This is a genomic window from Flavobacterium galactosi, assembly GCF_048158585.1.
GTDB classification, from domain to species: domain Bacteria; phylum Bacteroidota; class Bacteroidia; order Flavobacteriales; family Flavobacteriaceae; genus Flavobacterium; species Flavobacterium galactosi.
The window spans coordinates 26,660-42,819 of sequence record NZ_JBLNKV010000010.1; the positions used below are offsets into that span (position 1 = coordinate 26,660).

15 protein-coding genes are annotated in these 16,160 nt (G+C 34.6%); all 15 read left to right on the forward strand.

Annotated elements, in window-relative coordinates; translation table 11 throughout:
• The first annotated feature begins 2 nt into the window (after nucleotides 1-2).
• The 15 genes from ACM55M_RS16840 (at nucleotide 3) to ACM55M_RS16910 (ending at nucleotide 16,157) form a co-directional block, all read left to right on the forward strand.
• The gene (locus ACM55M_RS16840; protein WP_416858884.1) at nucleotides 3-953 is read left to right on the forward strand and encodes a GDP-L-fucose synthase family protein; all 951 of its coding nucleotides are present in this window, start codon (nucleotides 3-5) and stop codon (nucleotides 951-953) included.
• A gap of 98 nt (nucleotides 954-1,051) precedes the next feature.
• Nucleotides 1,052-2,176 carry a GDP-mannose 4,6-dehydratase gene (gene gmd / locus ACM55M_RS16845; RefSeq protein WP_416858837.1) on the forward strand — a complete coding sequence of 375 codons (1,125 nt, stop codon included), beginning with the start codon at nucleotides 1,052-1,054 and terminating at the stop codon, nucleotides 2,174-2,176.
• A gap of 69 nt (nucleotides 2,177-2,245) precedes the next feature.
• Nucleotides 2,246-3,658: a UDP-glucose 6-dehydrogenase gene (locus ACM55M_RS16850; protein WP_416858838.1), complete on the forward strand. Its 1,413-nt coding sequence runs from the start codon at nucleotides 2,246-2,248 to the stop codon at nucleotides 3,656-3,658.
• Between the two features lie 50 nt (nucleotides 3,659-3,708).
• Nucleotides 3,709-5,007, forward strand: coding sequence for a lipopolysaccharide biosynthesis protein (locus ACM55M_RS16855; protein ID WP_416858839.1), 1,299 nt, complete (start codon nucleotides 3,709-3,711; stop codon nucleotides 5,005-5,007).
• Between the two features lie 50 nt (nucleotides 5,008-5,057).
• On the forward strand, nucleotides 5,058-6,119 hold the full coding sequence (locus ACM55M_RS16860) for a glycosyltransferase family 4 protein (protein WP_416858840.1): 1,062 nt from the start codon (nucleotides 5,058-5,060) through the stop codon (nucleotides 6,117-6,119).
• Nucleotides 6,120-6,174: 55 nt separating this feature from the next.
• Complete coding sequence (locus tag ACM55M_RS16865) at nucleotides 6,175-6,741, forward strand: acyltransferase (protein WP_416858841.1); 567 nt, start codon at nucleotides 6,175-6,177, stop codon at nucleotides 6,739-6,741.
• Between the two features lie 61 nt (nucleotides 6,742-6,802).
• Nucleotides 6,803-7,750, forward strand: a complete 948-nt coding sequence (locus ACM55M_RS16870; protein ID WP_416858842.1) for an alpha-mannosyltransferase — start codon at nucleotides 6,803-6,805, stop codon at nucleotides 7,748-7,750.
• Nucleotides 7,751-7,755: 5 nt separating this feature from the next.
• On the forward strand, nucleotides 7,756-8,727 hold the full coding sequence (locus ACM55M_RS16875) for a hypothetical protein (protein WP_416858843.1): 972 nt from the start codon (nucleotides 7,756-7,758) through the stop codon (nucleotides 8,725-8,727).
• Between the two features lie 6 nt (nucleotides 8,728-8,733).
• Nucleotides 8,734-9,309: an acyltransferase gene (locus ACM55M_RS16880; RefSeq protein ID WP_416858844.1), complete on the forward strand. Its 576-nt coding sequence runs from the start codon at nucleotides 8,734-8,736 to the stop codon at nucleotides 9,307-9,309.
• Nucleotides 9,306-10,391, forward strand: a complete 1,086-nt coding sequence (locus ACM55M_RS16885) for a glycosyltransferase family protein (RefSeq protein WP_416858845.1) — start codon at nucleotides 9,306-9,308, stop codon at nucleotides 10,389-10,391. Before ACM55M_RS16880 ends, ACM55M_RS16885 begins: the two co-directional genes overlap by 4 nt.
• A 6-nt stretch (nucleotides 10,392-10,397) precedes the next feature.
• On the forward strand, nucleotides 10,398-11,468 hold the full coding sequence (locus ACM55M_RS16890; RefSeq protein ID WP_416858846.1) for an acyltransferase family protein: 1,071 nt from the start codon (nucleotides 10,398-10,400) through the stop codon (nucleotides 11,466-11,468).
• Nucleotides 11,469-11,474: 6 nt separating this feature from the next.
• On the forward strand, nucleotides 11,475-12,491 hold the full coding sequence (locus ACM55M_RS16895) for a glycosyltransferase family 4 protein (protein ID WP_416858847.1): 1,017 nt from the start codon (nucleotides 11,475-11,477) through the stop codon (nucleotides 12,489-12,491).
• On the forward strand, nucleotides 12,491-13,657 hold the full coding sequence (locus ACM55M_RS16900) for a glycosyltransferase family 4 protein (RefSeq protein ID WP_416858848.1): 1,167 nt from the start codon (nucleotides 12,491-12,493) through the stop codon (nucleotides 13,655-13,657). Before ACM55M_RS16895 ends, ACM55M_RS16900 begins: the two co-directional genes overlap by 1 nt.
• On the forward strand, nucleotides 13,654-14,976 hold the full coding sequence (locus ACM55M_RS16905) for a hypothetical protein (RefSeq protein ID WP_416858849.1): 1,323 nt from the start codon (nucleotides 13,654-13,656) through the stop codon (nucleotides 14,974-14,976). Before ACM55M_RS16900 ends, ACM55M_RS16905 begins: the two co-directional genes overlap by 4 nt.
• Nucleotides 14,973-16,157, forward strand: coding sequence for a glycosyltransferase family 4 protein (locus tag ACM55M_RS16910; protein ID WP_416858850.1), 1,185 nt, complete (start codon nucleotides 14,973-14,975; stop codon nucleotides 16,155-16,157). The genes ACM55M_RS16905 and ACM55M_RS16910 overlap by 4 nt, the downstream gene beginning before the upstream one ends.
• Nucleotides 16,158-16,160 lie beyond the last annotated feature (3 nt).

A 16,160-nucleotide genomic window follows, 5' to 3' on the forward strand; every position in this document is an offset into this window, starting at 1 on the left:
TGATAGATAAAAACTCAAAAATATACATAGCAGGTCATAATGGAATGGTAGGAAGTGCCATTTGGCGAACCTTGACTACAAAAGGCTATACTAATCTAACTGGCGCATCTAGCAAAGAGTTGGATTTGAGAAAACAAAAAGAAGTGAGTGATTTTATCCAAAAAACAAAACCCGACGTCATTATTGATGCTGCTGCTAAAGTGGGAGGTATCTTGGCTAACAAAAATTTTCCGTATCAATTCTTGATGGAAAATATGCAAATACAAAATAGCCTTATTGATGTAGCCCATCGTTCGGGTGTTGAGAAGTTTATTTTTTTAGGAAGCTCTTGTATTTATCCCAAATTAGCGCCACAGCCATTAAAGGAAGAGTATTTGTTAACAGCTGCTTTAGAACCCACTAACGAATGGTATGCTTTGGCAAAAATCACTGGTGTAAAAGCATGTGAAGCCATACGTAAGCAATTCGAAAAAGATTTTGTGAGTTTAATGCCAACCAATTTGTACGGTACACATGATAATTTTGATTTGAACAGTTCTCATGTTTTGCCCGCTATGATTCGTAAATTTCATGAAGCCAAACAAAATAATAATGCCGTAGTAGTTCTTTGGGGAACAGGTACCCCCATGAGAGAATTTCTATTTGTAGATGATATGGCGGCGGCAGTAGTTTTTGCTTTAGAAAACCAACTTCCTGATTATTTGTATAATGTAGGAACAGGGGAAGATTTAACCATCAAGGAATTAGCTGCTACAGTCCAAAAAATTGTTGGGCATTCTGGGGAGATTATCTGGGACGACACCAAACCTGATGGAACTCCACGAAAATTAATGGATGTTTCCAAAATGAACAACATCGGATGGAAGCATCAGGTAAATTTAGAAGAAGGAATTCAAAAAACCTACAATTGGTTTTTGGAAAATATCAAAAATTTTAAACAAATTAGTTATTAATAGTCTGCACTTGCAGTACCCTCCAAAGTTCTTTACAGTAAGACTTCATAACTTTTGCGACTTTGCGCCACAATGCCTTTGTGCCTTATAATTACAACATGAACCCATTAAAAAAAACTGCCTTCATCACGGGAGTAACAGGACAAGACGGAGCCTATCTAAGTGAATTTTTATTAAAAAAAGGCTATATCGTACACGGATTAAAAAGACGTTCTTCTTCATTTAATACGGATCGAATTGATCATTTGTATCAAGACCCTCACGTAGAAAATAGGAACTTCATTTTACATTATGGTGATATGACTGATAGTACTAATTTGACTCGTTTAATTCAAGAAATTCAACCTGATGAAATTTATAATTTAGCAGCTATGAGTCATGTAGCAGTTTCATTTGAAACTCCAGAATATACAGGAAATGCGGATGGATTAGGAACCTTACGACTTTTGGAAGCTGTTCGTTTCTTGGGATTAGAAAAAAAGACTCGTATTTATCAAGCATCAACTTCAGAGTTGTATGGTAAAGTGCAAGAAGTACCCCAATCAGAAACAACTCCTTTTTATCCACGCTCGCCTTATGCAGTAGCCAAGATGTACGCCTTTTGGATTACCGTAAATTACAGGGAAGCCTATGGCATGTATGCTTGTAACGGAATTTTATTCAATCATGAATCACCCATTCGTGGAGAAACTTTTGTAACTCGCAAAATTACTAGAGCGACTTCAAGGATTGCCTTGGGATTGCAAGACAAATTGTACTTAGGAAATCTGGATGCGAAACGAGACTGGGGCCATGCCAAAGATTATGTGCGTATGATGTGGATGATTTTGCAAGCTGATGAACCCGAAGATTGGGTAATTGCCACAGGAATAACAACTCCAGTTCGTGAATTTGTACGCATGAGTTTTGCCGAAGTGGGTATTGAATTAGAATTTAAAGGTGAAAGTGTAGACGAGAAAGGCTTTGTGAAATCTTGCAGTAACCCAGATTATCAAGTTCAAATAGGTCAAGAAGTATTAGCAGTGGATCCAAAATATTTTAGACCTACAGAAGTAGATTTGCTAATTGGTGATCCTACAAAAGCCAAAACTAAACTGGGTTGGGAATGTCGATACGATTTAGCAACATTGGTTAAAGACATGATGCAATCTGATTTAAACCTCATGAGGAAAGACCAATATTTGAAAGAGGGAGGTTATACTACCTTGAATTATTTCGAGTAGCTGATGAAAGGAAATAGTTAAAAAATAACTGAAACATACAATTTTCTGCCTCATAAAAAAATTATTAAAATGAAAATCAAAAATATTTGCTGTTTAGGTGCTGGCTACGTAGGTGGTCCAACAATGTCTGTTATCGCCTTGAAATGTCCAGAAATTAAAGTGACTGTAGTCGATTTAAATGAAGCACGCATTGCGGCGTGGAACGAAGAAAATTTAGATAAACTACCCGTTTATGAGCCTGGGCTTGCTGAAGTGGTTCATGAGGCAAGAGGACGTAATTTGTTTTTTTCGACTGAAGTGGAAAGTGCAATTGACGCTGCGGACATGATTTTTATAGCAGTAAATACTCCTACTAAAACCTATGGTGAAGGGAAAGGAATGGCCGCAGACCTAAAATTTGTTGAGTTATGTGCCAGACAAATAGCCAGAATAGCCAAAAACGATAAAATTATAGTCGAAAAATCAACACTTCCAGTACGAACAGCCGAAACTTTACAGACTATTTTAGACCGAACAGGGAACGGGGTCAAATTTGAAGTGCTTTCCAACCCCGAGTTTTTGGCCGAAGGAACAGCCATCAATGATTTATTTAATGCAGACCGTGTTTTAATTGGAGGAAAGCAAACCGAAAGTGGTCAAAAAGCGATTCAATCCTTGGTTGATATTTATGCGCATTGGTTGTCACCGAAACAGATTTTAACCACGAATGTATGGTCTTCTGAATTGTCAAAATTAACGGCCAACGCCTTTTTAGCACAGAGAATCTCTTCGATTAATGCATTATCTGCTTTGTGTGAAGTCACTGAAGCCGATGTTGATGAAGTTGCCAATGCCATTGGAACCGACAGTCGAATAGGCCCCAAGTTTCTTAAAGCCTCTGTAGGTTTTGGAGGATCTTGTTTTCAAAAAGATATTTTAAACTTAGTGTATTTGTGTCGTTATTTTAATTTGCCTGAAGTGGCTAATTATTGGGAGCAGGTAATTATCCTGAACGATTACCAAAAATATCGTTTTGCAAAGAATATTATTAGTTCTCTTTTTAATACCGTTAGCGAAAAAAAAATAACCTTTTTAGGTTGGGCTTTTAAAAAAGACACCAACGATACTCGGGAATCGGCAGCTATTTATGTAGCGGAACACCTAATTGAAGATGGTGCGGAAATCCATGTATATGATCCCAAAGTTTCTGAGGCAAAAATTATAGCCGATATGTGCTATTTATGGGAATTGAACGGACTTACAGAGCAGAAAATTGCATCCAAAATGAAACAAATTTTTGTATATCAATCCCCAATAGAAGCTCTCGATCAAGCGCATGCAATTGCTGTTTTGACCGAATGGGACGAATTTAAAACTTACGATTGGAATGCTATTTATATCAATATGTACAAACCTGCTTTTGTATTCGATGGTCGTAATATTCTGGATGCAGGAAAATTAAATGCAATTGGTTTTGAGGTTAAAGGAATTGGTAAAGGCTAAGCCTATCAATCGCAAAAAAATCTATTTTTTAACTGTATTAATTCTATTTTTTGAAAGATACTTTGATAAAACTCAAACAACATCCCAAGTATGATACGGTCGTTAGTTGGGGTAAATTAATTTCTATTACAGGAAGTGCCCAAATTATTGTACAGGCTGTTGGATTTGCTTGCGGGATTCTCATCATTCGCTTATTACCCGTTCAGGAATATGCTTTCTATACTCTGGCCAATACGATGTTAGGTACAATGACCGTATTAGCTGATAGCGGAATCTCTACTGGAGTCATGGCGCAAGGGGGAAAGGTATGGCAGGACAAAGAAAAATTGGGTGCCGTTTTAGCGACAGGTATAGATTTAAGGAAAAAATTCGGCTTTGTGAGTTTGGTGGTTTCTGTGCCTATTTTGTGTTATCTTTTAATCCACAATGGAGCAAGTATTGTAACGACTCTGCTTATAGCATTAGCCTTGATTCCTGCTTTTTATGCTGCCTTGTCAGATTCATTGTTGGAAATAGTGCCCAAATTGCATCAGACAATACTTCCCTTACAGAAAAATCAAGTAAGCGTTGGTTTAGGCCGCTTATTATTAACGGGATTGACAATGTTTGTATTTCCCTGGGCATTTATAGCCATTTTGGCGGCAGGTTTGCCCCGTATTTGGGGTAATGTTCAATTGAGCAAAATAGGTTATGACTTTGCCGACGAGAATCAGCAACCCGATAAGGAAATCCGTGCCGAGATTTTAACTTTGGTAAAGCGGATCATGCCAACGTCTATTTATTATTGCGTATCGGGACAAATTACCATTTGGTTAATTTCTGTTTTTGGCAATACTAATTCTATTGCTCAATTGGGAGCTTTGGGGAGATTAAACATGTTGCTTTCACTGTTTAGTGTTATAATCACGACTTTAATTATTCCTCGTTTTGCTAAACTGACATCTGATAAATATCTTTTATTACAACGCTTTATGCAAATAATGGGAATATTAGTTGTTCTATTAAGTGCAGTTGTTGTGATAGTTTATTTATTTCCAACACCAATCCTCTGGCTCCTTGGCGATGCTTATAAAGGATTGCCCTTCGAGTTGTTTTTGAGTGTTATGGGAAGTTGCATAGGATTAATGACCGGAATAGTTTTTTCATTATACAATTGCAGAGGTTGGGCATTTAATCCTATTATTGGAATACCACTTGGTGTATTAGGGATTGTTTTAGGAGCATTATTTTTTAAATTAACTACTCTTTTAGGCGCATTGTATTATAACCTTTTTTTAGCAGCTTATTCATTCCTGGTTAATGTTGGATTTGCTTTTTATAGTCTGCATAACTTGAAAAAAAATAATTAAAATGTTTTCCCTGTTTCAAATTGGATAAATAAAAAGTTAAGTAAAAAAAGATGAAATTAAATATACTGAGCAATAAAATAGGTTGGTTTGGGAAATTCTCCGGTTATGAATGTCTAACAGAATATTTTCCCAAGGGAGTAAGTTTGCAGATTACAAGTTCAAAAAAACATTTTTTCAGTAAGGCTTTTGGCAAATTAATTCAAAAATATAGGAAATGGAATGGAATAAGTACTTCAGAAATTTTTGCGGAATTTAGTTTTATCAACAAGATGTCTTATAGGAGTATGTCCCATATCCTTTACTTGGAAAGTCACCTTCATATTCTGTCTTTAATACAAAAAAAGAAGAAAAAATTAGTAGCTACTATTCATTTACCGATCAGTCAATGGAGCGAAGAAAAGCTTCAGAAATTAACTTATTTAGATAATGCCATCCTTTTATATGAAGAAGAGACAGACGAATTTGGTAAATATATATCTCCAGAAAAAATCCATATTATAAAACATGGGATAGATATTGATTTTTTTAAACCGGGTGATCAAACTTTGGTTAAAAAGAATAAAGTTTTGTTTGTTGGCCATTTTCTACGTGATTTTGAAATGTTTATGAAAGTCTATTATTTGCTTTTAGATAGTGATTTTGGAAAAAAACTAGAGTTTCATTTTATCATACCAGTAGCTTTTAGAAAAATCGCTGCACTGGCTCCTATTGTTAACTCAAAAACGGTATTTTTTCACGGAGGCTTAAGTGATGAAGAACTACTGGAATTTTACCAAACCAGTTATTTAATGTTGATGCCAATGATTGATTCTGGCGCTAATACTGCAATTGTACAAGCCATTGCGACAGGATTGCCCATTATAACCACAGACATAGGAGGAATAAGATCTTATGGAGGAGGAGAAGTATTTGAGGTGGTTAAAAGAGATGACTTTGAAGCCATGACAGCCCTTTTTACAAAATATTATAATGATTCCGATTTTAGAAATAATGTTGCCCTAAAACAGCGGAATTTCGCATTGGAACAGTTGGATTGGAATGTCGTTGCAAAACAGCATTTAACTGTTTATAAAATAATTATAGGAGAGTTGAAAGCTAATACAGTTTCTTAAACGATAACGATGTTTGCCGTTTTTTAGAATTGTATCATTAAACATATACCAACTTATGAATCCAACTACAATAGGATTGTTCTTCAATAAATTAAATTATTTTTCAAATAAATTTAGAATTATATTTTTTAAAATTAAGGGGCTTCAAGTTAAAAAAGGAACTCGTATAGGAAAGATTTCATGTGAATGGCCAAATAATTTATTCGTTGGAAGTGATTGTGATATTCAAAATAATATTGATTTTCGGATTGGTTCTCCTTTTAATAAAGAGTGTAATATAACTATTGGAGATAGAGTATTTATTGGTCGTTGTTGTGAGTTTGTATGTAGTACAAAAATAAAAATAGGTAATGACTGCTTTATAGCCAGTAACATCACTATTATTGATACAGGCCATGAGTATGCAAAACATATAAAAATAAAAAATCAGCCAATAACAACTGCAAAAATAACCATTGAAGATGATGTTTGGATTGGAACATCTTCGGTTATATTACAAGGAATTACAATAGGTAAGGGTTCTATAATCGGAGCTGGATCAGTAATAAATAAATCAATACCAGAATATGAGATTTGGGCAGGGGTACCCGCACGTTTTATAAAAAAAGAATATAAAACATGAATTCAGCAATTTGGACTTTAATAAGAAGGTCATTACCACCACGGTTTACAAAAGTAATAAAATGAAAAAAGGCATTGTTTTAGTGGCCAATTTAAAAAGCCAATTGCACAGTGAAAATTTAATTTATTCCATTCGGAAAAGTGCTTGTAGTTTACCTATTCGATTGATTCACTTTGGGGGAGAACCAGTAAATTCTAAATACATCCTAGATGAGGTTGAATTTTTAACTGTAGACGATTTTTCTGAAGAAGCAAAAGCTTTTGTAAATAATTTAAAAAGTGTTTTAACGGATTGTCCAATGGGGTATTTATACCGTTTTTTAGCTTGGTTTTCAGATTGGGATGAATTTATTTATTCAGATAACGATATTGTTGCTTTGATGAATTGGGAACGTTTGTTTGAGTTTACAGAAGGATTTGACTTGGTTCATGCCGATAAAGAGTACACCACTATTGGAATTTATAATTATTTACAACCTCAAAAAGTAGAAGAAATTTTTGGGAAGGATAGTTTAAAATCAGCAATTACAGCGGGACACATGCTGGTGAAAAAAAAATCAAAAATGATTAACGATATGAATGCCGCCGTAAATTGGTTTAATCAAAATCCTGAAATCCCAATAAAACATGACCAAGCCTTAATACATATTGCAGCTTTGCTGGGAGACTGGAAGCAGCTTAATTTATGCAAGCCCCCACACAATTGGTTGAGCACTTGGTCAGGAGATTATAAAAATAGTTTGGATTTAATTCAGGCTCTTCAAGGATGTGAAGAACGAACTTCAGCACCTACCGAGAAAGTAACCATAAGCCATTTACATTATTCAGGCAGAGGAAGATTAGGTTGCGAACCAATTGATGAATTAATATTTTCAAATCAAACGAATAGCAATAGAAAGTGGCTTCTTTTTAAAATACACTGTGCTGATTTATTCCATATAACTTATATAAAGGAACAAATTAAGCGAGTCAAAAGATACATAAATCGTAAAATGGCAACCAATAAATAAAATTAATGATTTCAGCAATTTGTACTCTTTTTGAGGGCAATTACCATCATGGTGTTGCTACACTTTCTAACTCACTTTATAAGCAAGGATTTCGAGGAACCATTTATGTTGGTTATCGCGAAGAATTACCCAATTGGGCATTAAAAGGAAAAAAAGAGGCTATTGGTAAATGGAAAGAAGCAGTTGTTTTAAATCCGGTTGAAGGAATGCAGCTTGTTTTTTTGCCTTTAATTACCAATTATAGTTTAACTAATTACAAGCCCGACTTTATGTTGGAATTATGGGAAGGTCCCGCAAAGGAAGCAGCAGCGTTGTTTTATTTTGACCCCGATATAGTAGTTCATGATTCTTGGACTTGTTTTGAACAATGGGCAAATTGTGGCGTGGCACTTTGTGAAGATCTTAATTCTCCTTTTCAAGAATTTCATCCCCGCAGACAAGGTTGGAAGACCTATTATAAAAAGTACAATATTGATTTGCAGTTTAAAAACCAAATTTATGTGAATGGCGGTTTCGTCGGACTTCTTAAAAAAGACATTTCTTTTTTGAGTTTGTGGATTAAGCTGCAAGAGCATATGGGGGATGCAATAGGAGGTCTTGATAAATCCATTTTTTCAAAACAAACTTACAATTCAACTATATTGAAAGTGGAAGGTTTCCAGATTTTTGACAAATCAGATCAAGATGCCTTAAATGTAACCATTGAAGCATACAACGGCACCATTAGTTACATTGGTAAAGAAGGGATGGGATTTGGCCCCGGTAAAGCAACGATGTTTCATGCATTGGGAAACAACAAACCGTGGAACGTAAATTTTTTGCAAAGAGCATTGCAAGGAAGATCTCCTAGACCTGTTGATGAATGGTATTGGCAATATGCAGTTTATCCCATTTTATCCCATTCTAAAGGAGAAAAAAGCAATAAATTGAATGCTATTAAGATAAGCAAGTTTCTTGGACGGTTTTATAAAGTTTAATAAAAAATGAAAAGTTTAAGGGCAAGAATCATCTTCCATGTTTTTCATAAAATAGGAGTTTCTAAAAGAATCAACACGAGTTTTTGGAAATTCTTGGGACTAAAAATAGGTCAAGACACTTACATTGGTAAAAACACAAAAGTTACTTGGCCTCATCAAGTTGAACTAGGGAATAATTGCAGATTAGAGCATGGTATCTATTTTCATTATGATGGCATCTATTCACAAGGCCCCTCCATTTGTATTGGTAATGATGTATTTATTGGCAACAATACAGAGTTTAATATAACCGATAGAATTACAATTGGGAGCAATTGTTTGATAGCGGCAGGCTGTCGTTTTGTAGACCACAACCATGGGCTCGAAAAAAGTATGCTAATCAGAAACCAACTAGCACCTAAAAATGAAATTGTTTTAGAAGAGGACGTTTGGTTAGGATGTAATGTAGTTGTTTTGATTGGTGTAAAAATCGGCAAAGGTGCGGTTATAGCTGCTGGCTCGATAGTAAACAAAAACATTCCATCATATGAAATTTGGGGCGGTGTACCTGCCAAAAAAATAGGAAAACGAAAGACAACATGAATATACTCTTCATTTGCGGCTCAGCAGAACCTGGTAAAGATGGTGTGGGCGATTATATCCGACGTTTGTGTGGAGAATTGTCAAGAATAGGCCATCAAGCCCAGATTCTTTCCCTGTGCGATAAACACGCCGACCTTTTTTTTACAGAAACTCAATTTGTCGAAGGGAGTTCCGTTATTGTGAGTCGCATTCCTATGGGCAGTTCTTATAACCAACAGATGGCTTGGTCTCAAGAAATTTTGAATGCAGCAAATGTCGATTGGATTAGCCTGCAATTTGTACCTTATAGTTTTGATTCCAAAGGATTGCCGTTTTGGTTGTCTGGATTTTTAAATAAACTCAAAGGAAAACACCAATGGCATTTTATGTTTCATGAGTTATGGATAGGAATTGAGCGAGAAGCGACATTCAAAAAAAAATGTGTCGGTTTTTTGCAAAAAAAAATAATTCAAAAACTTGAAAAAAGTATTGCCCCCAAAGTGGTGCATACCCAATCTAAAATTTATCAGCATTATTTATCTAAAGTAGCGATAATTTCTCATTATTTACCGCTTTTTGGAAATGTTTCCGTGACTGCTTCCAAGAGCGAGGGTCCAGAATTAGTCAGAATAGTAGTTTTTGCAACAATTCACGACAAGGCTCCTTTTGAAGATTTCATAATAGACTTAAAAAAAGAGCTGGAGCATCTGCACAAAGAATCAAAATTTGTTTTTATTGGCCGTCATGGTGCCATGTTGGGTACTTGGACCAATATCTTGGAACTGTATGCAATTGAATATGAATTATTAGGGGCGTCCAGTGAAGAAAAAATATCAGAAGTATTGACAAATAGTGATTACGGGATTTCTTCCACCCCTTACAAGATTTCAGACAAGAGTGGCGTTTTGGCTGCAATGCGCGAACATCAATTGGCCATCATAAGTGTGGCTAAACCTTGGATTGACCAAGAGGATATTCCGGTTTCATTCGATGATATTATTCAGTATCAAAAGGAAAACCTGAGTTTGATTAAACCGTCCGAAACGGGGATGAATAGTTTAAGTAGTGTGTGTGATGTTTTCTTGAAATCTATTCGCAATTAATTTTAAATGATACAGAAAAGAGTTTTTGGTTTAGATTTTGCCAGAGCATTGGCTATAATTCTCGTTTTAGTATCTCATTTTTTTAAATTTTTTGATGCTTTAGGCTTTTTTGGAGTAGAATTGTTTTTTGCTCTAAGTGGGTATCTTCTAGGTCAAATAATGTGGAGAATTTTTGATAAAGGTAATTCTCCTGAGATCGTGTTTAATTTTTGGCAAAGAAGATGGTTTCGAACAATACCCAATTATTTTTTGTTTTTATTGTTAATGATACCTTTTCATATTTATATAAAAAAGGATACTATAGATTGGTCCGTAATTAGTGAGTATTTCTATTTTGGTCAAAATTTATTAAAAGTATCAAGCGGTTTTTATGGTATATCCTGGAGTTTGTGTGTGGAGGAGTGGTTTTATTTGTTGTTTCCAATTCCAATCTTTTTATTCAGAAAATTAGGTTTCAAAAATATAAATTCATTTTGCTTTACCATTCTATTATTTTATGTGTCGTGTTTTATAGTTAAAAATTATCTTTTAGCAACTGGAATACATAATTTAAGAATGGTAGCATTGGGAAGACTAGATTCAATAACATCTGGAGTATTGGTGGCAGTTATCAAATTAAATTTCAACGAAAAAAAAACAAATGCTTTAGCCTTATTGGGTGCATTATTGTTCGTGTCAAGTTTAGGTTTAATGATGTTTTCCAAAAAGGATTCCAGTGAAAGTATTTTACTCCTTTTCCTGATTCCATTGTCCTTTTCATTCGTGCTTCCAAAAATAGAGCGGCTAAAATTCCCGGAAAACAAGTTTGCTTTTATAAGAAATGCCGTTGCTAATTTAAGTTTGTGGTCTTATTCCATTTATCTAAGTCACATTCCCATATTATTTACTTTGTATTACTTGACAGATGGGTTGACAAGTAGTTTGTTCATGAAATTATCAGTTAAAGTTTTGGGTTTTATACTCACCATTCTCGTTTCGAAATGGTTGTTTGTTTATTTCGAAACTCCTTTAACCAATAAAAGACCAAAAGAGGTTAGACCAACTTCACTTGCTTTTACAAAAAAAATACAACTCTAATTCAATATGAAGATACTCTTATTCAGTCATTCGTTTTACCCTAATATTGGTGGTATCGAAAGCATCTCATTGATGTTGGCCAATAATTTTGACAAGCGACAAGATGTTTCTGTAATTGTAGTTACGCGGACCAAAGAAAAAGGGAGTAAGTTATTTCCGTTTCAGGTTGTTAGAGATCCGTCGTTAAATGAAATCACTAGTTTGTTAAATTGGTGTGATGCGGTATTCGAAAATAATCCTTGTTTTGGGATGTCTTGGCCTAATCTTTTAATCCGAAAGCCTAAAATAGTAGGTTTGCAAACATGGATAGTTGCTCCAAACGAAAAGGTAACGTTTCAGCAACGATTGAAAAAAAGAATATTAAATGATTACAATGTAGTTACGGCTTGCAGCAATAAAATTAAAAACTTCACTTTTAACAATGCCCTAGTAATTGGAAATCCCTACGATTCCAATAATTTTCAACAACATGCTGTAATTAAAAAGCATGATTTTGTATTTGTGGGACGATTGGTATCCGACAAAGGTGCTGATATGTGTGTTGAATTATTGAATGAGTTGAATAACCTTAACGAAAAAAAGTATTCCTTGACAATTATTGGTGATGGTCTTGAAATGAAAAAGCTTAGGGAATTAGCCACAACATACAATCTAACGAATGAGATTCGTTTCCTTGGATTTTTGCCAGCAGAGGCTATTGCCAAGGAATTAAATAAGCATCGTTATTTATTAGTGCCTTCTCGTTGGGAAGAACCCTTTGGAATTGTTGCGTTAGAAGGCATGGCTTGTGGTTGCATTCCCATTGTATCAGACGGTGGAGGCTTGCCTGATGCGGTAGGAAAAGCAGGAGTAGTATTTGAACGCAATTCTGTATCTTCCTTAGTTCAGTCAACGATTCAGCTTTTAGGGAACAAGGAAAAACAAGAAAATTTGAGACAATTAGCAGCTGCCCATTTAAGTTTACACACAGAAAAAATAGTCAGTGAGCGCTACTTTGATGTTATTTTAAACACCTTAAAATAATGAAGGTTATTTATACAGCGCCTAATAGAGCCCACCATTATCGATATGCTTCTAGTTTGAATAAAGCCAACTTATTATCGGTATTTGTTAGCGGTTTTCCAAGGTTGAGTCCAAGAGCTAAAATAGTTGAACTAAAACAAAAATTATATCGTGCCGACATTCTTCAAACTATTTATTTACTAAGCCTAAAAATGCGTGCGTCAAAAAAAATGAGCAATTATTTGGCTTATTTGGCCAAAATCGAACAAGATTTTGCCTGTAAAAAGTTTCTAAAAGAGGCAGATGTTTTTGTTTTCTACAACGGAAATGGATTGTCAAGTTGTAATTATGCCAATAAAATGGGAAAAATAACGGTCGTGGAAGTTGTTAATTCCCATGTTGAATATCAAGAAGATTTATTAAGAGAAGAACATAAAAGTCTAAATCTTCCTTGGGAGCCTTTTCATAAAAAGGATAAGGAGCGACGATTAAAGGAATATGATGCTGCGGATTATATTCTTCTCCCTTCGGAATTTGTTAAACAAAGCTTTTTGGCCAAAGGTTTTCCAGAAGAAAAGTTGTTAAAAGTTCCTTATGGCTTTACAATCCCGGTTCAAAAAGCCAATAACGATGTAAAAGCGCATGCTACTTTTAATGTGCTTTATGTCGGTTCAATATCAGTACGAAAAGGAATTCGTTATTTGATAGAAGCGTTTAAAAGGCTAGAAATACTTAATAAAAAATTGACTATAGTAGGACCTGTGGAGCAAATTTCCGGTATCGAAGGCTTAGAGATAACGGATGATATCGAATTTGTTGGAGTATTAAAAGGAGCTGATTTAGAAAAGGCTTACCAATCGGCTGATGTTTTTTGTTTGCCTACAATTGAAGATGGTTATGGTTTAGTTTTAGGAGAGGCATTGTCCTATGGATTGCCTCTAATTACTACCACAAATTCTGGAGGTCTGGATTTGATTACTGAAGGAATAGAAGGTTTCATTGTGCCCATAAGAGATTCATTGGCAATCTATGAAAAATTGAAACTGCTTTCATCCGATAGTGAATTGTTGGATAAAATGAAATTGGCGGCTCTAGGGAAAGCTGCCGGCATGAACGGATGGGAGGCAAGTGGATCTATTCTCTGTGAAAAATTAGAAACGGTCTTTTTAAAAAATAGAAAGAATTGAATAGTATAACAAATCAGGAAGCAAAGGCTAGAAAATTGATATATGCCTTATTGGTAGTACTCGTTTTTGAAGGGGTTTTGAGAAAAGCCCTCCCTGCAATCGGTGTTGGAATCTTTTTTTTAAAGGATTTATTGTGTGTAGTTGGATTGTATTTTTTTGTACAAACAAAACTTTCAGAGACTTCAAAAAAGACAGCTAAGTTTTTCAAAGCAGTGATTATTTTGATTTACCCATTGCTGCTTTATAATTTATTTATAGATCCTATTTTGATTGTATGGGGGGGGAAATTATATCTACTTTATTTTGTAATTGCCATTTTAATGACAATAGCATTTCCAGCAGATTATAAAAATAGATTTGTTTTTTTTTCAAATCTTTTTGCAATATTAATTGTAACTACTGTCCTCACGGGAATTTTGCAATTAAATTTGCCTTCAACTCATTGGTTAAATAGATCTGTGGGAGGGGATTCATTAGAAAACTTTAGTGCAGCGGGTCAATTAAGGATAAGTTCAACATTTTCATTTACAGCTCAATATTCCTTTTTTTTGGTTTTTGCTGCTGCTGTTTTTCTTGCTTTTTTCTTTATAAACATTAAAAACAAAAAAAATTCCGTGTTGTTCTTTTTGATTCAAGCAGGAACGCTTTTGATGTTAATAATTGGGGGGTTTAGTACTGGAGGAAGATCTGCAGTATTGGGAATAGTTACAATAATAGTAATTGGGTTTGTTTGTATTGGATTGAATAATCCCTTTTTTGCTTTAAAAAAATTAATTGTACCCGTTCTACTTTTTTTGTTTGTTTTTCCTGTTATTAAAATTTGGAAACCAGAATATTTTGCAGCGTATGCAGAAAGAAGCAGTGGGGATAATAATGATGCAATCTTGGATAGAATCTTAGAGCCATTTGTCCAGCTTTCGAGCAGTTCATTTCTTGGACATGGTATGGGGGTAATGACTAACGGTTCGGATAAAATTAGTTCTTATGCAGCATCAATTCGGAATTCCGGTTTTTGGACAGAAACGGATTTTAGCACCATTGTTTGGGAAGGTGGACTGTATTTAACTGTTGTTTGGTATGGATTTCGATTGTTCGTGATTTTTACCGCATTTAGAATTTTACTTTCCATAAAAAACAAAGATTTTTACAGTGCTGGGGCTTTTCTATTTGCTTATATACTGGTCCAAGGATTAATAGGAACATTGACCATCCAGCCTCCAATAGCGATTTATTTTTGGTTTTGTTTTGGAGCATTAATTTGTATTCAAAAATTTGATGAGTATGATTCGAACTATAATAATAAAATATCTAAAGAATGAAAAACAATAATTTAAATATTGCTATTGTAGTGTCACATCCTATACAACACTTTTGCCCGCAATACATAAGTTTGAGTAAGTTTCCAAATGCCAATGTCAAGGTGTTTTTTGCCTCTATGTTGGGTTACAAACGCTATTTTGACGAGAATTTCGGAAATGAGATTGTATGGAATAATTTACGAATGGATGAGTTTAAGCATATATTCATGAATAAGGATCAAGTTTTACCCTCTGATAAAAACCTGGAAGCCCCAACTCTTGAATATGAATTAGAAGCTTTTCAACCTGATGCGATTATAAGTTATGGCTACTTTCAAAAGTTTCAAAGAGCATGTCACAAATGGGCCAATAGTAATGATATTCCGCTTGTTTATATAACAGATGCTGAAAACAGACAACATCGCAAATGGTACAAGAATTTCGTTAAGCTTTTTGCTTTAAGATGGTATTTCAAAAAGATCGATTACTTTTTTACGGTTGGTAATGCCAATGAGGATTATTATAAACTGTATGGAGTAAATCCAAAATCATTCATCAGGATGCATTATCCAATTGATATCGAGGTGTACAGTAAGATATTTGATGAAAAAGAATTTCACAGAAAAACCATTCGGGAAAAATTTGGTATTTCTCAGGACACTTTTGTAATCAATGTCGTTGGTAAATTGGTAGAATGGAAAAACCAATCGCATTTGATTGATTTATTAGAAAACTTGGAAAGTAAGGGTAAAAAAGCGCATGTAATTATTTTAGGTACAGGTACTACATTAGAAGAATTAAAAACCAAAGCGGCTAAACTAAAATCAAATGTGGTGCATTTTGCTGGTTTTGTGGATCCAATAGATTTACCCAAATATTATGCGGCAAGTGATTTGTATTTGCATCCAGCGAGAATAGAACCCCATTCCTTGGCCATTAGCGAAGCCATTTTTATGGGATTGCCTGCTGTTTTAAGTGACAGATGCGGGAGTTATGGAGAAAATGATGATGTGCAAGAAGGAAAAAATGGGTATGTATATGAATTTGGTAATATTGAAAAAATGTCCAACAAGGTCATAAAGTTGATGGAAGACAAAGTGTTGCATAAAACATTTAGTGATTATTCCGTGAAAATTTCCAGAACTTTTCAAAAAAGAGCGCATGAGGATTGTCTTGCAGATTTGATTGAAAGAATTAAATAAAAT